Consider the following 25,146-nt stretch of genomic DNA (forward strand, 5'->3'; position numbering starts at 1 on the left):
CAGAAAGAACAAATGCAAGCCATACAATTATTTTCGCAAGGTCGGCCAGATGTACTGGAAGGCCGCGACATTCCCATGCCTGTTCCTAAAGAAGGTGAAGTGCTGGTCAGAGTGGATTATGCAGGCATCAACTATGCCGATGTGTACCAGCGCAATGGTCAGAACCCTGCCTCCCTGCCCTGCATACCCGGCGCAGAAGGGGCAGGCATGGTAGTTGAAGGCAATGCAGAACTAACGGCAGGCAGCGCCGTTGCCTGGTTGTCGCACGCAGGTTCCTACGCTGAATACATCGCCATCCCCGCCTGGAAACTCATCGTTTTGCCAGCTAAATTAAGTACACAAGAAGCGGCGGCGGCCATGCTGCAAGCTGTCACCACTCAATATCTATGCGAAACCAGTTATCGCGTGCAGGCAGGTGATACGGCACTAGTGCATGCTGGTGCCGGAGGTGTGGGTCTGTTGCTGACGCAGACTTTGAAACACAAAGGGGCAAACGTCATCAGCACAGTGTCCAGCGCCGAAAAAGCGGTGCTGGCAAAGGCCGCCGGGGCCGATCATGTAATTCTCTACAATCAGACTAATTTTACGCATGCAGTCAAAGATCTGACGCAACAAAAAGGCGTCCATGTCGTCTATGACTCAGTCGGCTTGAGCACTTATCTTGGCAGCATGGCTGCATTGCGGCCTTTGGGTAGTCTGGTCCTGTTTGGTCAATCCAGTGGGAATGTACCGCCCATAGACCCCATGCATCTATGTCGTCAGGGTTCGCTATTTTTGACTCGCCCTACACTAGCCCACCATGTTGCTGATGCCGACAGCCTCCAATATCGCAGCCAGCGCGCCCTGCACTGGTTAGCCGAAGGTATCTTGCACTTGCGCATACATGCAATTTACCCACTGGAACACGCCGCACAAGCACACGCAGCACTGGAATCACGGCAAACCACGGGCAAGTTATTGCTGGCGATCAGCGCTTCCGCAAGAAACTCTATCAGGAACAATCATCATGCATAAAATTACCCAGTACTTTCTGGGCATGAGTATGCTCAGCCTCGCCAGCCTCAGCTTGCCAGCACTGGCTTTCATGGATCAGGAAATAGACAGGAATGATGCCATCCAAAAACAATTGACGGGTACCTGGACCCTGATTGCAGCGCCCGAAATCCATGCCGATGGCAGCCGTGTAGAAACCTTTGGAGAGCATCCACAAGGCTTGCTCATCATCGACGACAGCGGACGTTATTCACTGCAAATCTATAAATCCGGACGCAACAAGTTTGCAGCAGGCGACAAGCGCAAAGGCACGGAGGCTGAGTTTCGAGCCGCAGTGCTGGACACCAGTTCTCACTATGGACGCTGTTTTATCGATGCTGAACGTAATGTGCTGGTATTCAGGATAGAGCATGCCTCCTTCCCGAACTGGGATGGCAGCGAACAAGCCAGGCAATTTGAATTGAAAGCGAATGAATTGACTTACCGCGTGCCAGCCAGCGCCAGCGGCAATGGCACGACCGCAATATCATCATGGAAGAAAATACGCTGAGTGATGGCTGACAGGACGGGCGGATCAAAGAAGATGATTTGCTCTCAGCGTCGCCCGCACTGCCTCAAAGCCATCGGTATGAAAAGCCTTGATACCCATACTGGCCGCAGCCAGCACATTCGCCTGACTATCATCAAAATACCAAACCACATCAGGGGTGGCCTGGCATTGTGCCAGTGCCATCGCAAATGCAGCTGGATCTGGCTTAATCGCACCGAGCAAATGGGAGGACAGTGCCAGGTCAAAATCCTGGTCCAGCCTGCCGAATTTTGCCCAATGCAGTACATTGGAATTACTCAGGCAAACCAGTCGATAAGACTGCCGCAAGGTCTGTAACATGGCCAGTGCGCCAGGATAGTAACCGGTTGGCCAGGACAAGAATTCTGCAATGAAGGCTTGCTCCGTCAAGGGCAAAGACCATTCCAGCAGAAATGCCTGAGCAAATTCTTGCGGCTGGCATTGCCCCAATTCAAACCGGCGCACTGCATCCGACTTCAGCCATTTCTGCTTTAATTCAGCCACCGACATGGCATACGATAGCAATGCCTGCAAGCGGCTGAAAGTGTCATTTTCTATCAGCACCCCGCCCAGATCAAACATCAACACTTGCGGCTGCTTCATCATACCCACTCCCTGGAATTGCTGGCCTGGCCTGCTTACATCAGAATTGCGAGCATCCTATTTTACTGCGGTAGCGGCAGGAGCCGAGATCAAACGCTGCTCCAGCAGCTTCAGCCTTGTACGTATGTGCTCGCCCACCGCAATTTGCGGATTGGAATAGCCATCCGACTTGCCTGCTTCTTCTTCACGCTGCTTGATGATGGGCCTGGCCGCTGCATGTGCCACTTCAAAAGACAGGGTCTTGTCACGCAATTGCTCATCATACATGGCACGCCCAAAGAAAGTCAGATCAGATTTGCTGCCGCAGCCGTAGGAAGTATGATCTGCGTCCGAGGCTGTCATGACCAAGGAATTTTCATCCGACAAAGGGGCCACCCAGTTACCGGCATAGCAGGCAGAAATCGAAATAACCCGGTATTTGATACCAGCTTCATCCAGCCAGCGCTTCAAGTCTTCTGGTGTGACGGATTTAACGCTGAGTGGCCACATCCCGGCTGACAATTCACCATCGCTGGCACCATGCGAAGACATGTGCAGGAACAGGATATCTTCATTGACATCCATGCGCTTAGCGATATGCTGGATGGCTCTTTGCAAATTCAATGGCGTAGCCCAGGGCAAGCTATCCATGGTGCCAGGATTATTGGCCAGTTGCAGACTACGCCCCTCTGCATCAAAGCGTTTTGCCATCACTTGCGTGACCATGCTGGTTTCATTCAAAAAGACATTCTCTTCGCCGTAGGGGGCAAAACTCAGGCTGTATAAATCAATGATACCTGGTCTGTGAGGCTGAATATCGGCCAATTTTTTATTCAATAGTGCTGCCTGCCCTTCAAATACTTCCTGACTGATTTCCCGCTGCTTTTCAGCAGACTCGTCCTCGCCAGATTGCACATGCCTGGGATACCAAAAACTTGGCGGACGCGTGACTACTTCCATCGCTGAGCTGCCTACCATCACCACCAGTATCAAAAAAATGTATGATGTGCGGCGACCACTTGCTCGCCATAAAAAGACTGACTGGATAGCCATAGTCACGGCGAGTGGCGTCAGGTATAACACCCAGCTCATAGTCAGCCCCAGGGAGTTATGTTTCAGCCACCCCAGTTGCATAGTCAGACTCAAAGGCCAATACAAGACAATATTAAGCAATAGGCCCTGCGCCATGGACAAGACAAATAAATGACTGGCACTGGGTGCTGTACTGGATTTGCCTGCTCCGTGATTCTCGGGGGAGTGGCGCAAACAAAAACATAGCCAGGCCCAGGCAGCAAAGGGAAACCAGTCCGTACCAAAAGCGCGAAAATTAAAGTCGGCAGGACCGGGCGCTAGCAACCATTGAAAACAGATAGCACTCAGCAGGTATCCTGCAACCAGAATCAAAATGGTGAGTGGCGAAACAGGGATGCCTTCCCAGTATGGCTGCCGTAAAAAACTGACTCTTAAAGCCGCAACGAATAAGTGAGTCCATCCTGCCTTTTGACCTGAACTTTTGCTTTCCGGTGAGGTTGCAAGTAGTTGTTGCTCATGATCCCTACCGGCTTCTTCAGGCTCATTTATGGTATTTGTGATTTTGGATTCTGACATAGAAACTCAAGCTAAGTTGTACTTGGATTTGTACTTGGATTAGTTCTACTTTAAATAATATGGGCAAGATCGATGTGCAAATTAGCGCAACATAGTGCCAGATGATAGAGCAAAAGTAGTGTAAATTTATCTATTCAATAAAAGACTGGCTCTATCTCCAGCTCAACGGCAAACTTGACATGAACATCGGCCTGTACAGCCTGCGCCAATGCCCGCACTTCGGCACCCGTCGCGCTACCATGGTTCACCAGTACCAAAGCCTGTTTTTCATACACACCAGCCTGGCCCAATTTCTTGCCCTTCCAGCCACATTGATCAATCAACCAGCCCGCTGCCAGTTTGTAGTCACCATTCTCTTGTCGATAACTCACCAGGTTGGGGTAAATGACCAGTAAGGCATCACGCTGGCTGGCAGGCACGATAGGGTTTTTGAAAAAGCTGCCGGCATTGCCTATCCTGGCGGGATCTGGCAATTTTGCCTGACGTATAGCGACCACCGCATTGCTGACATCTTTTGCAGTGGGATGCTCAATGTGATGCTGATGTAAATATTGTGCGACATCGGTGTAGCCCAGTCTGGCTTGCCAGCGTTTATGCAAGGCAAAGCGGACGCTGACGATGACCATGCGGTCTTTGTGCTCATGCTTGAATACACTGTCGCGATAAGCAAATTGACATGCCGCCTTGTCTATAACGACCAATTCGCCGGTTTCAAAGTCAAAGGCTGTCAAGCTGGTAAAAACATCCTGGATTTCCAATCCATAGGCACCGATGTTCTGTATAGGTGCAGCCCCTGCCGTGCCGGGTATCAGAGACAGGTTTTCTAATCCACCCAGCCCCTGCTCCAGCGTCCACAGCACAAATTCGTGCCAGTTCTCGCCTGCACTGGCCTGCACATAGACATAGTCTTCGTCTTCGCCGAGGATTTGCCTGCCCTTGAGAGCCACCTGCAAGACCAGGGCATCGACCTGATCCGACAAGACCAGATTGCTGCCACCACCCAAAATCAGGCGCGGCATGGAACTGAGCTGGGCATCTGCCTGTATGGCTTGCAATTGTTCTATCTGTTCTACACGCAAAAACTGGCGTGCACGGGCGGCGATACCAAAGGTATTCAGGCTTTGCAGAGAATAATCTGCTGAAAATGTGAGTAAATTCGTCATAAGACCCAAATTATAGCCTTTGCTCTCTCATGACTGCCTGCATTTGCTAAAATGGCGGCTAATTCATCATTTTAAGCAAGGAAGCAAGATGCCCTCTTTCGATACCGTCTCTGAAGCCAATATGGTTGATGTCAAGAATGCCATTGATCAAACCAATAAAGTGGTCACCAACCGCTTTGACTTAAAAGGCAGCAGCGCCAAAGTCGAACAAAAAGACCGTGAATTGACGATCTATGGCGACTCTGAATTCCATCTCGACCAGGTTCGACTGGAATTGACCATGACTTTAGCGAAACGCAATGTCGACGTGCGCTTCCTGGACATGGGCAAGATAGAAAAAATCGGTGGCGACAAAGTCAAGCAAGGCATCAAGGTTAAAAACGGCATAGAAACCGAAGATGCAAAAAAAATCGTCAAAGCCATCAAGGATAGCAAGCTAAAAGTACAAGGCAGCATACAAGGCGACGCAGTACGTGTGACTGGCACCAAGCGTGATGACCTGCAGGCGGCCATGGCCATGCTGCGCAAGGAAATCAAAGACTTGCCTTTGGAATTCAATAACTTCCGCGATTAAACCTGGAATTAAGCCAAAAATTAAGCCAAGAATGTCCTTCCCTGTGAAAAATCTGAAACTACTGAGCACCCTGAGCCTGCTGGCTTGTTCGATGCTGGCCCACGCTACCGATATAGGAGTAGTTGGTTTATTCCCGGGTAAGGCTATTCTGGTCGTCGATGGCGCACCACCCAAAACTTATAGTGTAGGCAGCAATATAGGCAGCGATGCCAAGCTTATTGATGCAGATAGAGAATCAGCCACGGTCATGGTCAATGGCAAACGCAAGGTCATCACCCTGGGCCAAACCGTACACAGGTCGGCAGCCAGCAGTAATAGTAGCGTGGTATTGAAAGCCGGAGACCGTGGCCACTTCATGGCCCAGGCAACAATTAATGGCGGCAGCGTGAATATGCTGGTCGATACGGGCGCCAGCCTGATCGCCCTGCCCGCTGCCGATGCCATCAGACTAGGCATCAATTATAAAAAGGGTCAGCCAAGCTCCAGCCGCACTGCTGGCGGTATTGTACCCACCTATATCATCAAGCTGGATTCCGTCAGGATTGGTGACGTGGAACTCAATCAGGTCGATGCCTCAGTCATAGAAGAAGGCCTGGATGTACCTTTGCTGGGCATGTCTTTCTTAAACCGCATGGAAATGCGGCGCGAGGGAGATCAGATGACTTTGACTAAGCGGTATTGATCTCTGGCTATTTGATCCACAAATTGTGATTCAGCATACACAAATCAAACTCATCTGCCAATATTCTGGCTTGCAAACTAGTGCAAGCCAGAAAGTATTGGAAATACTTTGGCCGTATTAATACGACTAATACGACTGCTTCAAACGCCTTTGCCTGACAGCCTCAGCCAGGCCTTCCAGTACCTTGATACTGGCTTCCCAATCTATGCAACCGTCTGTCACTGATTGACCATAGACCAGTTCCTTGCCTGGCACCAGGTCCTGGCGACCAGCAACCAGGTGGGATTCAATCATGACGCCGACGATGCGGGTATCACCATCGGCAATTTGCTTGCCTATGTCAGCGCATACGGGGATCTGGTTAGCTGGATTTTTTGAACTATTCGCATGTGAAGCATCTATCATCAGACGCGAAGCCAGGCCACTATTGGCGATATCCTTGCAAGCGGCATCGACACTGACCGCATCATAATTAGGTGTCTTGCCACCGCGCAGGATGATATGGCAGTCTTCGTTACCATTAGTGGAGACGATGGCAGAATGGCCGCCCTTGGTCACTGATAAAAAATGGTGAGGCTGTGAGGAAGCTTTGATCGCATCAACAGCGATTTTGACATTGCCATCAGTGCCATTCTTAAAACCTACCGGGCATGACAGGCCAGATGCCAGTTCCCTGTGGACTTGTGATTCTGTGGTGCGGGCACCGATTGCACCCCAGCTAATGAGGTCGGCTATGTATTGCGGGCTGATGACGTCCAGATATTCCGTGCCAGCTGGCAAGCCGAGTTCATTGATGTTGAGCAGCAGTTCACGGGCAATGCGCAAGCCGTCATTGATGCGGAAGCTATTGTCGAGATAAGGATCATTGATCAGTCCTTTCCAGCCTACTGTGGTACGTGGTTTTTCAAAATACACGCGCATGATGATTTCCAGTTCACCGGCAAAGCGCGGGCGCTCTTCTGCCAGGCGATGTGCATATTCCATCGCGGCCTTGGTGTCATGGATGGAGCATGGGCCGATGACGACCATGAGCCTGTCATCCTGACCATGCAGGATACGGTGCAGGGCCGTGCGGGCATTGGCTGCGGTTTCCGAGGCTTTTTCAGAACAGGCAAACTCACGTATCAAATGTGAGGGTGGAACCAGTTCCTTCATTTCGCGTATGCGTAAATCATCGGTGCGTTGCATGTCTTCTCCTGGTAAATACTAAAAATATAAATCTATTCGTGTGCCAAACAACAAGACCTGAAGATTTACCACAAAGACACGGAGACACAGAGGGGGCTCAGAGTAAATTCCATCAATTCTAGAATTTCATGTATTGCCCGCTTCGTTTTTCTCTTGCTCTTCTCTGTGTCTCTGTGCCTCTGTGTTGAGTGGTCTTGTTTAAAAACCGTATTTATTTATCAAAATCTAAATAAAAAAAACCGCCTGATCGGGCGGTTTTTTAGAATTTTGGTTTAGCTCTTTTTCTTCGAGTGCTTACCGTCTTTCCACCGCCCTTGGCTTGGAATAGCTAAAATAAAAGAAGAAAAAGAAAGCAATTTGTTTCATATCAATATTTGCAATAGTCGCGTATATACTCAGCTTATTCAGCTCAATTATTGTTTTTGCATGGTTTCACTCGTCAAAACGAGTGCTTCAAAACTATAGTGCCTCAGAATTCAGCAATTTGCAAGAATGTTCCCGAAATAAGCTTATGCATGTTTTGGTGCAGCTACTTATTCTTCCTCATTTTTTCCACAATGGTGGCGGTTCTGGCGGGATATCGCCCTGATTGGGATAAGCACCGGGGACTGGGGCTTTTCTTTGCACAGCAAGCACTTGTGGGGTATTGCGGTTCATCCAGTTGCGTAATTCATTGAGGTTGGCAACGATATCGGCACGATTAGGTGCGAGGCGGTTTGCTCTTTCCAGCAAGTTTAGGGCTTTTTCATTGTCGCCTTGCGCTGCCAGGGCCACCGCCTGATTATTCAGTGCAGAAGCGTCAAAGGGATTGATTTTGGCAGCCTCGGCAAATTTTTTACTGGCTGCGCTATTATTTCCTTCCGCCAGGAAGTTACGCCCTTCTACATTCGGGTCTTGTGCATACACACTGGTGCTTGCACTCAGCATCAGCAGACTGGCGCTGACAAAATGATTTATGGATCTCATGACTTTCATTACGCTTTCTCTATTCTTTCTCTATGAATAGCTTAGTAGCTCAACTAGCTTAATACCCCTGATAGTAAGCCTTGGGAGCAACAGGCGGGAAACCGACCGGGCTCTTGCGTGGCTCAAAGCTATATCTCAAATACACTGCCGCCGAGGTGTCGTTGAAATCCCCTGAGTTGTCTGCACTGAGTTTGCCTCCCAGGAATAAATGCGGAGTCAGCTGGTATTCGGCTGCTCCGCCTATCTTGAAGGCAAAGGCCGTCCTGGTCTGGCCAGGGTAGCTGGTCTGGATGTTGACAGTAGGATTGGCTGCCGCAAATTGTTCGAGATCAGCCTGGTCTGCCGGTGAGTTGGGGTAGTAAGCAGCAGCCAGTTCTCTGAAGTGCTGGACGCCGAGTGAGGTCGCCAGCTGGTAGGAGAATTTGCCTTTGCGTCCTGCGATCTCCAGCGGTATGCCTACTGCAACATAGGATTTGGGGCTGAAGTAGCCGCCATGTCCGTAGGTGAAGTAGCGCAGGTTTTTGTTGTAGAAGAAGGAGGTCAGACCCAGTCCTGTGGTGAAGCTGAAGTCGTTGCTTTTGTAAGCGCGCCAGTAGGCACCCAGGCCAAATTCTGCTTCGGTGTTTTTGACGACGTTTTTACCTGTCAGACTGTAGTAGCCAAGGCTGGCGTAGACGCCGCCATCTTCTCCATCGTAGGAGGTGTCTATCTTGACGCCAGTACGGGTGACGCCACCCCAGGTGAGTCCATACAGGCTGTCTTTGGCACCAGCGTAGGAGAGGTAGCTGTCGGTGACGGAGCGGCGGGCGAGTTCTATGCCGAGGTTGGCACCATCGTCGCTGCCACTCCAGCGCAGGCCGCCGACGACGTTCTGGATGGGGAAGCCTATGGGGCTTGATCCTATGTCGGCGCGGACTCCGGCAATTTCGTAGCTGAGGCTGAGGGCAACGCCTTTGGCTTCTTCATCAAGACTGGCTGTTGTGGGCAGGCCTTGCTGGCGGGCGATGGTGGTGAACGGGACTTTGGCATATCTGGCGCGTTCTACTACGATCGCATTGCGGCCAAACTGGCCTGCAATATTGCTGTCGTTGAGGTTGAGGGTGCCTGCATCCGCTACGACGGGGATGATCTTGAGCCCGAACTGGCCCAGGCCTAAGGTGCTGAGGCGGGCTTCTATCGGGGTTTCAAGATCGCTCAGGGCCGACAGGCCTTTTTCTCCACTACGTACACGGCCTGCTACTGCGACCGTGATGTCGCTGTGATTGAGTTCATTGATGGCGTCTATTTCTTTGAGCAAGGCCGATTCTTCTGCACTGACATTGGCTGGCTTGCTGGCTTTGCTTCTGAGGGGAGCGGTATTACTGGTATTGGCCGCTACTGTGCCAACATAGTTTGCACTGCTGCCGCCAGACGCATATTGCTGAGGCACTGCCACTGGTGTCGCCGTATAGCTGGTCTTCGGTGGAATATAAGGTGTTGGGACTGCAGGTGCATTTCCCCCATAGCCACTACTTCCTGCACCATCATTATTTCTTGGTACTGCAGCCGGTGTTTGCAATGGATTAGCTTGCAATGGATTAGCTTGTAACACCGGAACTTGCGTCAGCGGACTACGCGTCAAATTGGCTGGTGGAATTTGATATACCGTGACAGCTCCGCTGGCGCTGCCAGTATTACCACTGGTGCCGCCCTGCACTGTCGCTGGCACAGCAGTTGGCGCATAAGCTTGCGGCGGTACAGCTGCAGGCGACCTGGCATTTTGGACAATTGCAGGCAATTGTGGAATCGCAGGTACAGGCGCCGGTGTAACTATCGCTGTCGTCGTCGCCTGGTTGCCAGCACGAGCTTGTGCACCAGCCAGGGCTGCAGCCGATAATTGCGGTATCACATATTGCGGTGCTGGCTGAATATATTGCGCCTGCGGCGCAGGTACATACTGACGCTGGACATACTGTGGTTGCGCGTATTGTGGTTGCGCATATTGCGCTTGTGGATATTGCCCCTGGAATTGTGCCTGAGCCGGTGGCGCATATTGCGGCACTGCCTGCTGCATGGGCACGCCTACCGGTGCAAATATGGCACTCTTGGAATTAGGTATTTGAGCTTGCTGAGCTTGTTGCATAGGAGCGTAATTGGCGGCGGCTGCGGTTTGCGGCCTGCCATTACGATCGGCAAACGGGTTCACGCTGAAATCATTGGCATTGGCTGGCTGGGCCTGTGCCACCAGACGTATGCCATTCGCCCCCATGCCATTATTTGGCCTTTGTGCCTGCTCCATGGCCAGTGCCTGACGGAAGTATTCGAGCGCCCGGCCATTATTGCCCTGGGCACGTGCAAGATTTCCGGCCAGGGAAATAAAGCGTGGATTATCTGGCTGCAATTGCATCAGCGTAGCCAGGTATTGTTCTGCCGAGTTAAAGTCTTTGACCTGTATTGCTGCATAAACCAGGGCTTGCAATACCTCGGGATTTTCTGGTTCGGCTTGTAATACGCGTTGATATAAATCCTTGGCCGTCTCGGTATCACCTGCCGAGGTATAAATACGCGCCAGCGACAATAGCAAGAGATTGTCGTCAGGATCTGCCATCAGCATGGGCTGGATAAAATTGAAGGCACTGGCATAATCACCGGCCTCACGTGCGCGTTCTGAATAACGCATGGAGACAATACGCTGCAAATCCTTATAGTCAGCCACCTCTGCCACCGTCAGGTTGGGCATCTCTGTGACTTTGCGCATGACAGCCAGCAATTCAGCTTCCTGGTTTGCTCGCAGCAAGGCCATGCCATATTGCAGCAGCAAACCAGCCTGAGGCTTGGGTGTGCTATCCACAGCACGCTTGACCAGCGCCAAACCATGGGCAGGATCACCCACTTTCATGTGGAAAGCTGCGATGATGCCAACAAACTCTGCATCATTGCCCGCAGCGTTTTCTATCAGACCCAACAGCTCGCGGGCTCGCAAAGTATCACCGCGATTGGCAAAGACATTCAGGCGATCGACCTGCACCCTGGTCCACAGGCGTTTTTGCAGCTCAAACATTTCTGGTTTTCTGGCACCGGCGGGCAAGCGTTCCAGTGTCATCAAACCTTCCCACCACAATTGCTGCATGGCGCTTAGCAAGGCGCTGGCATACAGGGCTTCAGCCTGGGGGTTTTCTACGTTGGCGATCGCATCCATCAAGGCGCGCGCAGCACCGGGGGCATTCTGGCCAAGGTAAATTTTTGCCAGGGCCATACGCAACCAGGGGTTGTCAGGGGTGATGAGTACTGCATCTTCAAGGCTGGCCTGGGCTGTGGCAATATCCCCTGCGGCTTCGGCCAACTTGGCCTTATCCCATAATTGTGTGGCTTTCAATTCAGACAGCACTTGCATCTGGCGCGGCGACATGAAGGCGCTCAGTTCCTCCAGATCCTTGATACGTTTTTGCAAAGCCAGCAAACCTATCAGGCTATCGAGCGCACCCAGATTTTTTGCATCATTCTTTAAGACCAGGCGGAAATTTGCCTCGGCTCCGGCCGGATCATTTTCTGCCATCAGGGCATCGCCCAACTGCAGTATGCCTACACTTTCTTTGGGGTCCATTTCGACAGCCTTGCGCAACAAAGCTATACCTTTGGCACTATCACTGTTTTCAAATGCCGTGCGTGCGTCAGCTATCGTGCCCCAGTAATTGGCTCGATCAAAAGCGGGCTTCCATTGATCTTTGCGATTCGCTGGCGATAAATCCACTGCTTTTTGCAATAGAGCCCGTGAATCGATAAATTCATCCTGGCGCATTTTCACCAGGCCCATGCCGCCATAACCAGCAGAATCCCTGGGGTGGGATTTGATCAAGGCCTGGAATGCAGCTTCTGCTGTCTTGAGATCATTTTCATCAAGGGCCTTGAAGGCGGCCATGCGGGTTTTGTCCAGACTATCACCAGCAGTTTTTGCATGTGCCTCTGCCTTGGTTTCGGCCTTGCTGGTGGCTTTAGATTCGGCTTTAGATTCGGCTTTAGATTCAGTCTTACTTTCAGCCTTTGCTACGATTTCTGCCTTGGGTGCAGCTTCAATTTTTTGCCTGGTTTCTGCCACTGCCTTAACGGCAGTACTCTGTTTTGCTGCCGCCATTACTTTGGCGGGGTTGTTTTTTTCTTCAGGCACTGCGGGTGCGGCTGGATGACTTAAGCTGGCCAGACGTTCGCTGATGACCTGGTCTTCAGGAAATTTATCCAGGTAGCGGCGAAAGTGCCTGGCATTTTCATTTTTCACGCCCATCCAGCTCAGTGCTTGCCGCCAGGAGTCGCCAGCTTGCTTGCCGACATCCGCCTTGGCCGTCAATTGTTCCAGTGCAGCCATGCCTTCTATGCGCGTAGGTTCGCGATAAGTCAGCACCTGGGCATAGGCCAGGGCATAACGGCTATTGCCTGGATTTTCCTTGAGCAATTTTTCCATTCCGCGTTTGGCGTCAGGATAGCCAGCCTTGGTACCGGCAAGTACCTGGAAATATTCAAATGCAGCATCACCCTTGAGTTTGGCGGGATCGCCCATTTGCTTATACGCTTCTACCGCACTGTCAGCATCACCCTGCTTGGCCAGTTTGCGAGCCTCTTCGAGTTGCCCGCCACCTACGCCGTTGTTGCCATGAAGCACGGCATTTTCAGCGGTACGCAATTGCGTGATTGTGGCTTGCGAGCCCCTCAGCTTGGAGTAATAGGCTTTGGCTTGCGTCGTGTTACCAGCCTTGGCTTCAAATAATATCAAGGCCAGCAAGGCGTCGACATTCGAGGGTTCGATTTTTAAGATCTTGCGCCAGGCATCTGCGGCATTTTCATCCTTGCCGCGCTGTGCCCAGAACTGCGCCTGCTCTTTCAATTGCTGCGTCAAAGGGGAGTTTGCGAGTGCCGCCCCGCTTTCCAGATATGCCGTCAAAAGCGCTAATACCAGCGCCTTCTTCTTAAAAGTCATTCATGTCCCCTTTTAACTACTTATTGCCTCATGAGTATATTGTCTATCAATGTCTTCAATGTCTTATATACAAACACTCACGTCACCTGCATTTTGAAGTAAGCCAGCCCAAATAGGAAGTATATGTGTGGTGCGAATTGTAAATCTATTGTAAATCCGATAAAAAAGCCGCCATATCCTCGCAGATATGGCGGCTTTTTTATCTTTTCCAGACTGGCTATATCAGAAGCTCAATTAGCTCAATACCCCTGATAGTAAGCCTTGGGAGCAACAGGCGGGAAACCGACCGGGCTCTTGCGTGGCTCAAAGCTATATCTCAAATACACTGCCGCCGAGGTGTCGTTGAAATCCCCTGAGTTGTCTGCACTGAGTTTGCCTCCCAGGAATAAATGCGGAGTCAGCTGGTATTCGGCTGCTCCGCCTATCTTGAAGGCAAAGGCCGTCCTGGTCTGGCCAGGGTAGCTGGTCTGGATGTTGACAGTAGGATTGGCTGCCGCAAATTGTTCGAGATCAGCCTGGTCTGCCGGTGAGTTGGGGTAGTAAGCAGCAGCCAGTTCTCTGAAGTGCTGGACGCCGAGTGAGGTCGCCAGCTGGTAGGAGAATTTGCCTTTGCGTCCTGCGATCTCCAGCGGTATGCCTACTGCAACATAGGATTTGGGGCTGAAGTAGCCGCCATGTCCGTAGGTGAAGTAGCGCAGGTTTTTGTTGTAGAAGAAGGAGGTCAGACCCAGTCCTGTGGTGAAGCTGAAGTCGTTGCTTTTGTAAGCGCGCCAGTAGGCACCCAGGCCAAATTCTGCTTCGGTGTTTTTGACGACGTTTTTACCTGTCAGACTGTAGTAGCCAAGGCTGGCGTAGACGCCGCCATCTTCTCCATCGTAGGAGGTGTCTATCTTGACGCCAGTACGGGTGACGCCACCCCAGGTGAGTCCATACAGGCTGTCTTTGGCACCAGCGTAGGAGAGGTAGCTGTCGGTGACGGAGCGGCGGGCGAGTTCTATGCCGAGGTTGGCACCATCGTCGCTGCCACTCCAGCGCAGGCCGCCGACGACGTTCTGGATGGGGAAGCCTATGGGGCTTGATCCTATGTCGGCGCGGACTCCGGCAATTTCGTAGCTGAGGCTGAGGGCAACGCCTTTGGCTTCTTCATCAAGACTGGCTGTTGTGGGCAGGCCTTGCTGGCGGGCGATGGTGGTGAACGGGACTTTGGCGTATCTGGCGCGTTCTACTACGATCGCATTGCGGCCAAACTGGCCTGCAATATTGCTGTCGTTGAGGTTGAGGGTGCCTGCATCCGCTACGACGGGGATGATCTTGAGCCCGAACTGGCCCAGGCCTAAGGTGCTGAGGCGGGCTTCTATCGGGGTTTCAAGATCGCTCAGGGCCGACAGGCCTTTTTCTCCACTACGTACACGGCCTGCTACTGCGACCGTGATGTCGCTGTGATTGAGTTCATTGATGGCGTCTATTTCTTTGAGCAAGGCCGATTCTTCTGCACTGACGTTCGCTGGCTTGCTGGCTTTGCTTCTGCCTGGTGTGGTCGCTGCATATTGCTGCGGTACTGGCACTGGGCTTGCCGTGTAGCTGGCCCTGGGTGGAACATAGGGTGTCGCTGGCGTATATTGCGCCAGCACGGTTTGTGCCGGATAAGGGCTTTGCATGGTCGCGCCATTGCTATAAGTATCTGGACTATAGCGATTTGGTTCAGGTGAGACACCTCCAGCTTTCGGCAATGGCGGCTGTAAAATATTCACAGGTGCCGTTGCAGGCGGCGGACTCGAACTTGCCGGCACACTGGCCGGCACTGCCTGAGATTTGGGTGCGGGAGGCAGAGTCGGCAATGTCGGTATAGCCTTGGCGGCTGCATTAGGGGTAACACTATTGAGTGGTGCCGCTGCTGGTGCTGCCTGCGATGTTAAAGGCTTGCCCACAGGTGCAAAAATACCACCGGTATAGCTACTGGCCGGGACCTCTTTCAAAGTTGGCGCATTGCGAGAAGCCGGCGCTGCATTTGGCCCTACCATTTGCAATTGTGGCTGTCCTGCTGTTGTAGCAGGCTTGCGATCGGCAAAGGGATTGAGCTTGAAATCACTGACTGCGCTGGCAGGAGCTGCATCCACCAGGCGCAAGCCATTCGGGCCTGTTCCGGTAAGGGTTTTTTGTGCCCTTTCCATTGCCAGTGCTTCTTTGAAATAACTGAGAGCGCGGCTATTATTCCCTTGCGCCCGTGCGACATTCCCTGCCAGCGACAGATAACGTGGGTTGTAAGGTTCTTGTCGCAGCAAGACGCTCAGATAGCGTTCAGCATTGCCAAAATCCCGGGCTTGTATGGCGGCGTAGACCAGGCCTTGCAAGACTTCGGTATTGTCTGGATCACTTTGCAAGACTCTGACATACAATTCCCTCGCCGCCTCACTGTCACCAGCAGCGTTGTAAATTCTGGCCAGTGTCAGCAACAACATATTGTCATCGGGATCAGCGATCAGCATGGGCTGGATATAGGCATAGGCATTGGCGTAATCGCCCGCTTCGCGCGCGCGCTCGGCATAGCGCATGGCCAGCACTCTTTGCAATTGCATGAAAGCAGTGATCTCGCCCTCTTGCAAGTTCGGCATGGCAGCAACCCTGCGCATGACAGCTTCCAGTTCTGCTTCCTGATTGCTTTGCATCAAAGTACCGGCGAACTGCAACAATAATCCAGCTGATGGCTTGGGCGTATTTTGCACAGCCTGGCGCAACATCGCAAAGCCACGCTCCTTGTCACCAAACTGTATATACAGATTGGCCATGGTGCCGGTAAATTCCAGGTCATTGCCAGCCACCTGTTCTATGGATGTCAGAACCTCTCTTGCCGCCGCTGTATTGCCACGCTTGCCCAGCAAGGTGATGCGGTCTATTTGCACGCGTATCCACAGGCGTTTTTGCAAATCCACCATTTCTTTCTTGCGTGAAGGGACTGGTACTCTTTCCAGTGTCGTCAAGGCTTCCCACCAGAATTGCTGCATTTCACTGAGCAAGGCGCTGACGTAAAGAGCCTCTGGGTCTGGTGCTTCTACATTGGTCATGGCGTCGATGAGCGCCCTGGCCTGGCCAGGCATATCGCGCTTCAGGTAGATTCTTGCCAGTGCCATGCGCAACCAGGCATTGTCAGGCTTGATCATGATGGCATCTTCCAGCATCTTTTGGGCTGTATTGATGTCGCCTGCGGCTTCAGCAGCCTTGGCCTTATTCCATAAATCTTCTGACTTCAAATTCGCCACTATTGCCAGATGACGTGGCAACATGATATTGCCCAGGGCTTCCAGATCGCCGATACGTTTTTGCAAGACCAGCACGCCGATAACACCATCAAGTGCACGAATATTGCCATTGTCTGCATTCAACACCCGGCGATAATTTTCTTCTGCCCCTGCCAGGTCATTTTCAGCCTGCAAGGCATCAGCCAGTTGCAAGATACCTGCAGGTTCCTTGCTATTGAGCGCAATCGCCTTGCGTAAAAAGCCTATGCCCTTGACACTGTCGCCATCTTCAAAAGCAGTCCTGGCTTCAGCGACGATGGCCCAGTAACTGGCATCTTCATAGGCTTGCCGCCATTGGTCTTTGGATTGCCCTGGTGAGTAGTCGACTGCTTTTTGCAAGAAACCCCTGGCTTCTATGAATTCTTCCTGACGCATTTTGACCAGGCCCATGCCACCATAGCCGGTAGGGTTCTTGGGATGGGATTTGATCAATGCCTGGAATTCATTGGCGGCAGTGTCTACGTCATTCGCATCCAGGGCCTTGAAGCCAGCAATACGGCTGGTCTCTATGGGGTTTTCTGCCACTGGTCTAGGCTTGGCTACCGCTTTTTCGGCTTTCTCTGGCTTATCAGCCTTTTCGATTTTTTCGGCTTTTTCGATTTTTTTGTGTTCTTTGGCAGGCTTGCCCTCGGCTGCCTTGCTGTCTTCAGCAGGCGTTGCGGTTGGCGCGACCGTAGCCACGACTGCAGGTGCGGCAACGTTGGCAGGTCTGCTCATGCTGGCGAGCCTGTCCTGTATCAGTTTGTCATCCGGGTGTTTATCCAGATAATGACTGAAGTATTTGGTATTTTCAGGTTTCAGGCCCATCCAGCTCAGCGCCTGTCGCCAGGATTCTGTCGCCTGTTTGCCGACTTCTGGTTTGTTGCCCAGATTTTCCAGCAAGTTCATGCCTTCTACCCTGCTGGATTCACGATAGGTCAGCACTTGCGCATAAGCCAGTGCGTATTTGGCATTTGCAGGATTTTCCTTGCTGAGTTTTTCCAGACCTTGCCTGGCTTCGGCATGGCCATTCTTGGTACCCGCCAACACCTGAAAATACTCATAGGCGGCATCGCCTTTCAGCTTGGAAGGATCGCCTATCTGTTTATAGGCATCAACTGCAGCATCGGTATCCCCCTGCTTGGCAAGTTTGCGCGCATTCTCCAGTTGCCCTACCCCACCTGTGCTGCCCTGGCGCAAGGCTTGTTCTACACTGCGTATTTGTGCCGATGTCGCTTGAGTACCGCGCAGGCGTGCGAAATAGGTTTTGGCTTGTTCAGGGTTGCCTGCCTTGGCTTCGAGTATGGACAGCGCCATCAGGGCATCAACATTATTGACATCGACCTTCAACAGCTTGCGCCAGATATCGGCCGCATTATCGTCGCGACCACGCTGCTGCCAGAACTGTGCCTGTTCTTTTAATTGCTGCGTCAAAGCCGTTTCTGCGGACGCAGTTCCGCACTCAAAAAAAACCGTCAAAAGCGCTAAGAGCATCGCTTTTTTCTTCAAGACCATTTACATCCCCTAATGATCGCTTTTTTCTGTGAGCATATTTTTTATCGCCAGCTCAGAAAATCAGCACTGTGTCAGGTTTGACATTACCAGAGCAAAACGGGCAGCGCTATCTGTTTATTTCTTATTCAGATAGTACGCTGCCCTCCTGGTCTGTTTTAATGAATTATTTCTTTTTGTCTTCCAGGGCCAGACGGGATGCTGCTTTCTTACGCAAGAAGCGGAACAACATGGTCGCAGCGATCAGCGAGGCCAGCATCAGGAAAATAATCATGATGAAAGGCTGCGTAGACAAATGCCATTTGATCCATATCCACCATGGCAGGCTGCCAGAGTAATAGGTATCACCAATTTGCGCATTGGCGATACGGTCACCTTTGATCAATACCAGGTCGCCCTGGAATTTGCTGCGCAAATCAGCCTTGTTCAAACCCATGGTCAGGTCTGACAAACTGGCAGTATCACCCGAGGTCATGACGATCACGCTACGCCCGCTGGACAAGGGCGACTCAAATTGCATCATGGCACCAAAGGCATTACCCGTCTTGGCCAGCATTTCACCGGCATGGCGCTCCATGGTATCGAGATCACGGCCTGCCCAACGCGTCACCAGGCGCAAGAAACCGGTTGGTAATTGCAGGCGATTACCGTTTTCATCCATGCTCATAGGCATGTATTTCGACCATTGCTTAAGCAGGGGCAAATTGGCGCTGGCACCGAGCAGCAGGAAATCCTTGTCGCTGAATTTTTCTACATCAGCACTTCGGATCAGACTGGTGTTCAGGACAGGATAACCTGTGGACTCACCCATGCGACCCATGACATTGAGAAACAATTCCATCTCCTGGGCATTCGGACGGTCTGGCATGACGATGGCAGTCTGTGCCAGATCAGCCATGCGGGTGAATGGGAAACCGGCATTGGCCATGTAAGCCAGATTAGGCATGGCTGCATAGTGCGGCATATTCGAAAAATCGATCGTCGAATCCGGATCGATGGCAGAGCGCACATTGTCCAGGTAGACATCCTTACAGGCACCTTGTTTAGGGTAATCGTAAAAGAAATGGAATTGCAGCTGGTTTTCTGCACCGATACGGAAAGTCGGCACCTGGATTTCATCCTGCGCATAGCGCTGGCCATCCTTGAAGAACAGCATGACTGATTCCTTGATCTTGCCTTTTTCTACCTGGCCGCCAGACAAAGGCAGGGAACGCACGAATTCATCATTGATACCTATGTTCAGCGTTGACTTGTCAACCGTAGGACGGGGGGTAAAACGATAACGCAAATCGATAGGCACGCCTTCTTTTTGCCATGTGAACAAGTCAGGTGCCACGCGCAAATTCACACGTATCAAATCTGGCGTCAAACCATTGACTCTCAATGCTGGTGCGGCAGCCAGTTCACCAAACTTGACTGGTCTGTCAGTAGGCAACCATTTCGGTGCATCGTAAGGTTTGCGTGGATCGATTTCTTTGAGGTTCTTGATCAGGGCAGACTCACCGGACATGGCCATTTGACCCATGGTCAAAGCTTGTACTGCTATCTTGAGTTCAGCTACATCGCGGCCCAAAACCAGCAGCAGCTTGGCTTTTGGGTTACTGGGGTTGGGCATGATCGCCAGGGTAGGCCCGGCAATCGCTGGCAGGGTCACGCCTGCTGGCGCTTCATTGGCGGTAGCGAACAAGACCGCATTGCCACGTGGCAGAGTATTGGCTTCTATAGGGAAACGCGCACCACGATACGATGAAAGATGACCGAACCAGGAAGCCACGACACCGGCATTACGCAACACTTCCAGTGAAGGCGTGGCAGGCAAGATGAACGGCAGCTCCAGCAATTTGTTGTCGCGCCTGTCAAAGAAAGGCGCTGGCAACATGCCCAGATCATTTGCCAGCGTCAGCGGGGAAACGGTCAATTCCAGGTTGGTGGTATGGCTGACCTTGGCCCACAGGCTGGAATGATAGGGGTCTTCACAATCCCGGGTGTAATGGCCTATGAGTTTAAAACTGAGTTGATTGAAGTCAGCAAAAAAGCGCGGATCGATGACGTCTTCACGAACGATACCCTTGGAAGTCTCTTTGGGCAGAGGCACGACACTGACGAGTTCATTGTTGACCAGGACCTGTATATGCGACAGGTCAGGCAGCAGCGCTGGGGAATAAGCAATGCCATATTTGATCTTGGCAGCGGTGATCACCTCATCACTGCGGACTGTGAAGGGAAAAGAGCGCTCGCCTTCTGTGCCACGCAACTCAACACTGGAGCCTACCCCGACCATGTCTTTCAGGCTGAGGTTATAGGTCTTTTGTCCACCGACTACTGAAGTTGGCTGCAGTTCTTCAACTGCCAGTTTTTCAGCGACCACAGGCTCTGCCGTAGCCGATGCACCAGACCGCTTGGATTTGGCCAGTACATCGTCCTGGTAGGTAATCGCACTCAAGCCGCAAAGTATGGCCAGAGCCGTGCTACTGCCTTTGCGTGATAATTTAGTCCGTATACTTGTCACGATGGTTTTCACGATGGACGCCTCATTTATTTTATTCATATGTTCTGTTCTTTCCGCTACGTATTGCTTGATGCTGGTACCAAACCTGCTGAATCCGCGCATGCTGTGGTAAGCGATTTCTTTCAGGCCATTGAGCGGATGGTCTATATCCCTGTCATTTGACCAGCTCAGCCAGACGTCGGCACGGCCTATGGTGCAATTGATCAAGTCCATTTCCTGTTGCAGATCCAGCGGCAGGAATTGCACACTGAGCAGATTGTCTTTGAAGAACACCGTCTTGGCAGGGAAAACTGATTCCCCGTTAGTGCCATACAGCGACACCATCAAATCTTCATCCCTGAGCATCTGGAAACCATCTGGCACACGGAAAGACATGCCACCCATGGAGAAATCTTCAGTCTTGCAAACGATGGAGTGCCCATTATTCAAACGCAGGGTAGCACCCAGTACGGCCCTGACCCTGTGCGTGCGCCGGACTTGCTTGGACTCCGTCGCCACCGCCAGCGTCGCCCCCAGGATGACCAGGTTATAGATGGTCCACAGCATATTGAGGATGACAGTATCCATCTCATAGGTGTTCCACCACAGCGCCCGGCCAAAGCCGACAAAGAAGCCAAGTATGTTCATGCCCAGCATGATCAGGTAGGGCTTGGAAATGGTCCAGTCAAAATGCTCTTGTTCTACCAGACCACCCTTGGCGGTCACGTTGAACTTACCCAGCTTGGGGTTGATCAGCGCCACCAGCGTAGGGCGGAAGATATACCAGGCCAGCGTTGCCTCATATACCTCAGCCCAGAAAGAATGCCGGTGCGCTCCCTGTATGCGTGAATTGGTCAGATTGGCATGCAAGAGATGGGGTAAGGAATATGCAGCAATCGACAAGGCCGACGCCTTGATAATATGCACCTCAAAAAACAGATAGGATAGCGGCGCCAGCAAGAACACCATGCGGGGCAAGCCATAAAAGAAATGCAGCATGGCATTGCTATAACAAAGCCGCTGGCCAAAACTCAAGCCCTTCCCCAGCAAGGGATTATCAGTACGGAAAATCTGTGCCATACCACGCGCCCAGCGTATGCGCTGACCTACGTGAGCAGACAAACTCTCGGTCGCCAAACCAGCTGCCTGCGGCAAGGCCAGGTAGGCAGTGTTATAACCGCGGCGTTGCATTTTCAATGCAGTATGTGCATCTTCGGTCACGGTCTCTACCGCAATGCCGCCAACTTCTTCAAGATAAGTGCGACGCAGGATGGCGCAGGAACCACAAAAGAAAGTGGCATTCCACAAATCATTACCGTCCTGTATCAGGCCGTAGAACAACTCGCCTTCATTGGGCACATTGCGGAAGGTTTGCAGATTGCGCTCAAACGGATCTGGTGACAGGAAATGATGGGGGGTCTGTACCATGGCCAGTTTGGGATCGACCAGGAACCAGCCCATGGTGTATTGCAAAAACGAGCGCGTAGGCATGTGATCGCAATCGAAGATGGCGACAAAATCCCCGGTAGTACGCTTCAGAGCAGCATTGATATTACCGGCTTTCGCATGATTATTATCGGCCCGGGTAAAACATTGCACCCCCACCGATTCAGCAAATTCGGCAAAGGCCGGACGACGTCCGTCATCCAGGATAATGATATTGAGCTTGTCCTTGGGCCAGTCTATGCCCATCGCTGCCAGCACGGTAGGCTTGACCACGGCCAGGTCTTCGTTATAGCTGGGGATGAACAAATCGATGGTAGGCCACGATGACGTGTCAGTGGGCAACATCACCGGCTTACGTTTCAAGGGCCAGGCAGTCTGTAAATACCCCAGCAACAGCACCAGCCAGGCATACACCTCCGCCATGATGAGTACCAGCGCGAAAAACAGGTCAATCAGATTGTCCGTGCCTATGGTGTAAGTAATACGCCAGTAAATGTAGCGGCTGGTGGCGCTGATGGAAAACATCACCATGACCAGCGATATCAGTGTACCCGTATAGCGACGTAAATACAGCGCGGTACTGAAAATGATGATGGAAAACAAGGTTTGCAACGGTAAGTCCAGCGGTATGCTGATGCTGGACCAATACAAAAAGACAGCGACCATCAAGGCCATAAAACGCGGCAACCTGCGCTCCCAGCCTGGCCAGTTGACCATGCTGCGCCCCAGGTCGTTGAGGCGACCGTAGAGATAGCGGGAATTGAGTATCGAACGCATTTAATCAACCAATCTGAAATTTGTTTGCAGCCAGGATGTCAGCTCCTGCATATCATGGGTGGCAGAGCAATGCTGGGAGTAATAAGATACTGGAGTCTGACAGGCCAGGGCTTCACTGACGGCTTCATCCTTGTGTATGGTAACGGGGATGAAACGCTTGCCCAGGCTGCTACGCAACATGCCAAAGACATCGCGACTGAGCTGCTTGGAGGCGTCCATCTGATTCAGCAAATAACAATAACCCAAAAAGTCTTTGCGACCGGCACAGTAGTAGTCAATCAGCGACTCTATCGATGGTATGGTTGAGTAAGAAGCAGCATCTGGTTTCAACACAACCAGAGCATAATTGGCGACACTCAGGACTTGCTGCAGATAAATACTGGGGCCAGGCGGGGTGTCAATTAATACCACGCTGTTTTCCGCCAGCTTGAGGCTGGCAAGATGCTTTGCCAGCCATTTGGGCAAGTCTTTGATGTCTTGTTCAAAAACACCACGCTGTGCTTCATCCACGCTGCCATAAGGCAAGAAATTCACGCCATAAGCGCTCTCAAACAAGACGTCAGTCCAGCTGCCATCCATCGTCTCCTGCTGCGCGATGCCACTGGCATCATCGTGCGCCATCCCAAAATGCAATCTCAGTGCATTTTGCGGATCAAGGTCAAGTATGGTAATGCGCGGCCCCAGCCGTGCCAGCGAGGCTGCCAGATTGGCAGTCACTGTTGTCTTACCTACTCCACCTTTGGGAGAAATGACGGCGACTACCCTCATGGTTTAAATATCTTATTAAAGAATGAATTTGTTGGAGTACTGGCAGGCTTGGCTTCTTCTTGCTTGCCAGCCAAACGACCAAATACTGAACTCACAGGTTTTTCTTTGGCCGCTGTATTGCCCATAGACGGAGAGACTGCATCCTCATTGCTGGCCGCAGCCAGTTTTTCCGGCATGGCATGGCCAGCTATATTCTGTAGAAAAGCTGGCGTGGCAGTTGGTGTGGGTGCTTCGGCAGGCTTTGCAGGTTTTTGTGCGGGAAACACCGGCCGACTGCTTTTGACAACAATTGCGCTCTGCGCCGGCGCTGCTTCATGCCCATTTATGGCCTGCTCGCGGCTGCCAAATAAACTGCTGGCCACACTACTCTTTTGCTCACTGACATTTTTTCTTTGTGCAGCAGGCATGATGCTGGACAGGAAAGCAGGAGCCGGTGCTGGCTCAATCTCAGGCTCTTCCGCCACGGGAGGCTGCATCAATAATTGTTTCAAGGGCAACTGCACAGCAGACTTATTGCTTGCCGCAGTGTTGGTCGCAACAGGTGTCGCTGGCGTTGCCGATGTTGCTTTTACCAGAGTTGCCCTGCTAGCGGTCGACTTAACAGCTGCTGGACGAAATGCATTTTCATTTTGATGCACCGGTGCTGGTGGAGTAATTTCTTCTTCCCTGAGCACGGCTCGTACAGGTGCCGTCGCAGGTGCTGCATGCAAATGCACATCGCGCAATAAAGGCCAGCGCTGCTTAGCCAATTCACTGTCTGCATCCCGATTGATCTCGCGATAGGCATCGGTAGATTGCCCGAATTTCTGAAAAAGATTTTTTACATCATCATCCATAGTGTCCACCAGTTCCGGTTACTTGTAGCGTCAACAAGACATTAACGACGTGTGAAATAAGACGGCTCTTCTGACTGCTTCTTCAAATCAAATACAAATAATTGCCCTTCATCAAATACCCCTTCACGCTGTATCAGACGCAAGGATTTATCCATGCCCAGGCCTTCAAACCACTGAGCGTATATGCCTTCCAGCAAGGACGGCGTCCAGTCCAGGGCTTTATCACCAAAAGCCACTTTCAGCGGTGCTGCGTGATGGGCCACCACCAGGGAATCAGCTTCTTCCACCAACTCCACCCACCCCCAGTTCATGTCTGACCAGACACGGTTCATGCATGCTTCCAGCGCCTGCAAACTGCTACCGTCGGTGACATTGAAACCTGCCGCCATGGTGCGTCCCAGTTGATGCATGAAGGCACGTAAATCTTTGACATCTCCCTTGGAGGCAAATTCAGTAGAAAATGCTCCCAGGAAAGATCTCCACTGGCTTGAGCACTGATGCTCTTCGTAATAACGAATGGTATTTGTCGACATACTTTTGCACCCTTGCGTTGACTTTTTCTCTATGGCTACTATCGTGACACGCAAATCATAGAGAGTGTTGATTCGTTGCGACTTTACCACTCGCCAATATTGCTAGTCCAGCCAAAATGAATGGTGAAATGTCAACAATTAATAATAAGATCAAGGATTTATAGATATTTCATTATGTTGAATAACATTTTCACAATTCGCAGCTAAAACTGCTCAGTTTGCTGCTTATTCCTGTGAAA

15 protein-coding genes are annotated in these 25,146 nt (G+C 51.6%); 4 read left to right on the forward strand and 11 right to left on the reverse strand.

The genetic code is table 11. The features are described from left to right. Positions 1–12 precede the first annotated feature (12 nt). Both ACO0LF_RS25345 and ACO0LF_RS25350 read left to right on the forward strand, forming a co-directional pair. Positions 13–1,014: a quinone oxidoreductase family protein gene (locus ACO0LF_RS25345; RefSeq protein WP_423019115.1), complete on the forward strand. Its 1,002-nt coding sequence runs from the start codon at positions 13–15 to the stop codon at positions 1,012–1,014. Beyond that, positions 1,007–1,543, forward strand: a complete 537-nt coding sequence (locus tag ACO0LF_RS25350; protein WP_423019117.1) for a lipocalin-like domain-containing protein — start codon at positions 1,007–1,009, stop codon at positions 1,541–1,543. Before ACO0LF_RS25345 ends, ACO0LF_RS25350 begins: the two co-directional genes overlap by 8 nt. Positions 1,544–1,567: 24 nt before the next feature. Here ACO0LF_RS25350 and ACO0LF_RS25355 read toward each other — a convergent pair whose 3' ends face one another. The 3 genes from ACO0LF_RS25355 to murB form a co-directional block, all read right to left on the reverse strand. Beyond that, the gene (locus ACO0LF_RS25355) at positions 1,568–2,167 is read right to left on the reverse strand and encodes an HAD-IA family hydrolase (RefSeq protein ID WP_423019119.1); all 600 of its coding nucleotides are present in this window, start codon (positions 2,165–2,167) and stop codon (positions 1,568–1,570) included. A gap of 54 nt (positions 2,168–2,221) precedes the next feature. Then, positions 2,222–3,751, reverse strand: a complete 1,530-nt coding sequence (locus ACO0LF_RS25360; protein WP_423019121.1) for a C13 family peptidase — start codon at positions 3,749–3,751, stop codon at positions 2,222–2,224. A 134-nt stretch (positions 3,752–3,885) separates the two neighbouring features. Beyond that, a complete protein-coding gene (gene murB, locus ACO0LF_RS25365; RefSeq protein ID WP_423019123.1) occupies positions 3,886–4,914 on the reverse strand; it encodes a UDP-N-acetylmuramate dehydrogenase in 1,029 nt (342 codons plus the stop codon). Between the two features lie 88 nt (positions 4,915–5,002). Here murB and ACO0LF_RS25370 point away from each other — a divergent pair, with 88 nt between their 5' ends. Then, positions 5,003–5,488 (forward strand): YajQ family cyclic di-GMP-binding protein, encoded by a 486-nt coding sequence (locus ACO0LF_RS25370; protein ID WP_186957195.1) that lies wholly within the window; start codon positions 5,003–5,005, stop codon positions 5,486–5,488. Between the two features lie 43 nt (positions 5,489–5,531). Further along, complete coding sequence (locus ACO0LF_RS25375; protein ID WP_423019125.1) at positions 5,532–6,170, forward strand: retropepsin-like aspartic protease family protein; 639 nt, start codon at positions 5,532–5,534, stop codon at positions 6,168–6,170. A gap of 126 nt (positions 6,171–6,296) precedes the next feature. Here ACO0LF_RS25375 and aroG read toward each other — a convergent pair whose 3' ends face one another. The 8 genes from aroG to bcsD form a co-directional block, all read right to left on the reverse strand. After that, complete coding sequence (aroG, locus tag ACO0LF_RS25380; RefSeq protein WP_423019127.1) at positions 6,297–7,358, reverse strand: 3-deoxy-7-phosphoheptulonate synthase AroG; 1,062 nt, start codon at positions 7,356–7,358, stop codon at positions 6,297–6,299. A gap of 543 nt (positions 7,359–7,901) precedes the next feature. Then, complete coding sequence (locus tag ACO0LF_RS25385; protein ID WP_423019129.1) at positions 7,902–8,324, reverse strand: tetratricopeptide repeat protein; 423 nt, start codon at positions 8,322–8,324, stop codon at positions 7,902–7,904. Between the two features lie 58 nt (positions 8,325–8,382). Continuing rightward, the gene (locus ACO0LF_RS25390; protein WP_423019131.1) at positions 8,383–13,272 is read right to left on the reverse strand and encodes a cellulose synthase subunit BcsC-related outer membrane protein; all 4,890 of its coding nucleotides are present in this window, start codon (positions 13,270–13,272) and stop codon (positions 8,383–8,385) included. Positions 13,273–13,511: 239 nt separating this feature from the next. Next, complete coding sequence (locus ACO0LF_RS25395) at positions 13,512–17,981, reverse strand: cellulose synthase subunit BcsC-related outer membrane protein (protein ID WP_423019133.1); 4,470 nt, start codon at positions 17,979–17,981, stop codon at positions 13,512–13,514. Positions 17,982–18,225: 244 nt separating this feature from the next. Then, the gene (gene bcsA / locus ACO0LF_RS25400; RefSeq protein ID WP_423019135.1) at positions 18,226–22,770 is read right to left on the reverse strand and encodes a UDP-forming cellulose synthase catalytic subunit; all 4,545 of its coding nucleotides are present in this window, start codon (positions 22,768–22,770) and stop codon (positions 18,226–18,228) included. After that, positions 22,771–23,538 carry a cellulose biosynthesis protein BcsQ gene (gene bcsQ / locus ACO0LF_RS25405; protein ID WP_423019137.1) on the reverse strand — a complete coding sequence of 256 codons (768 nt, stop codon included), beginning with the start codon at positions 23,536–23,538 and terminating at the stop codon, positions 22,771–22,773. Then, positions 23,535–24,374, reverse strand: a complete 840-nt coding sequence (gene bcsP, locus ACO0LF_RS25410; protein ID WP_423019139.1) for a cellulose biosynthesis protein BcsP — start codon at positions 24,372–24,374, stop codon at positions 23,535–23,537. The genes bcsQ and bcsP overlap by 4 nt, the downstream gene beginning before the upstream one ends. 41 nt (positions 24,375–24,415) lie before the next feature. Next, positions 24,416–24,907 carry a cellulose biosynthesis protein BcsD gene (gene bcsD / locus ACO0LF_RS25415; RefSeq protein ID WP_423019141.1) on the reverse strand — a complete coding sequence of 164 codons (492 nt, stop codon included), beginning with the start codon at positions 24,905–24,907 and terminating at the stop codon, positions 24,416–24,418. Positions 24,908–25,146 lie beyond the last annotated feature (239 nt).

The organism is Undibacterium sp. Di27W, assembly GCF_049340345.1.
In the GTDB taxonomy this organism is placed as follows: Bacteria; Pseudomonadota; Gammaproteobacteria; order Burkholderiales; family Burkholderiaceae_D; genus Undibacterium.

What these genes read in the sequence shown, in the direction of transcription:
- ACO0LF_RS25345 (WP_423019115.1), top strand. Translation starts at nt 13, where the DNA reads ATGCAAGCCATACAATTATTTTCGCAAGGTCGGCCAGATGTACTGGAA.
- ACO0LF_RS25350 (WP_423019117.1), top strand. Translation starts at nt 1,007, where the DNA reads ATGCATAAAATTACCCAGTACTTTCTGGGCATGAGTATGCTCAGCCTC.
- ACO0LF_RS25355 (WP_423019119.1), bottom strand. Translation starts at nt 2,167, where the DNA reads ATGATGAAGCAGCCGCAAGTGTTGATGTTTGATCTGGGCGGGGTGCTG.
- ACO0LF_RS25360 (WP_423019121.1), bottom strand. Translation starts at nt 3,751, where the DNA reads ATGTCAGAATCCAAAATCACAAATACCATAAATGAGCCTGAAGAAGCC.
- murB (WP_423019123.1), bottom strand. Translation starts at nt 4,914, where the DNA reads ATGACGAATTTACTCACATTTTCAGCAGATTATTCTCTGCAAAGCCTG.
- ACO0LF_RS25370 (WP_186957195.1), top strand. Translation starts at nt 5,003, where the DNA reads ATGCCCTCTTTCGATACCGTCTCTGAAGCCAATATGGTTGATGTCAAG.
- aroG (WP_423019127.1), bottom strand. Translation starts at nt 7,358, where the DNA reads ATGCAACGCACCGATGATTTACGCATACGCGAAATGAAGGAACTGGTT.
- ACO0LF_RS25385 (WP_423019129.1), bottom strand. Translation starts at nt 8,324, where the DNA reads ATGAGATCCATAAATCATTTTGTCAGCGCCAGTCTGCTGATGCTGAGT.
- ACO0LF_RS25390 (WP_423019131.1), bottom strand. Translation starts at nt 13,272, where the DNA reads ATGACTTTTAAGAAGAAGGCGCTGGTATTAGCGCTTTTGACGGCATAT.
- bcsA (WP_423019135.1), bottom strand. Translation starts at nt 22,770, where the DNA reads ATGCGTTCGATACTCAATTCCCGCTATCTCTACGGTCGCCTCAACGAC.
- bcsQ (WP_423019137.1), bottom strand. Translation starts at nt 23,538, where the DNA reads ATGAGGGTAGTCGCCGTCATTTCTCCCAAAGGTGGAGTAGGTAAGACA.
- bcsP (WP_423019139.1), bottom strand. Translation starts at nt 24,374, where the DNA reads ATGGATGATGATGTAAAAAATCTTTTTCAGAAATTCGGGCAATCTACC.
- bcsD (WP_423019141.1), bottom strand. Translation starts at nt 24,907, where the DNA reads ATGTCGACAAATACCATTCGTTATTACGAAGAGCATCAGTGCTCAAGC.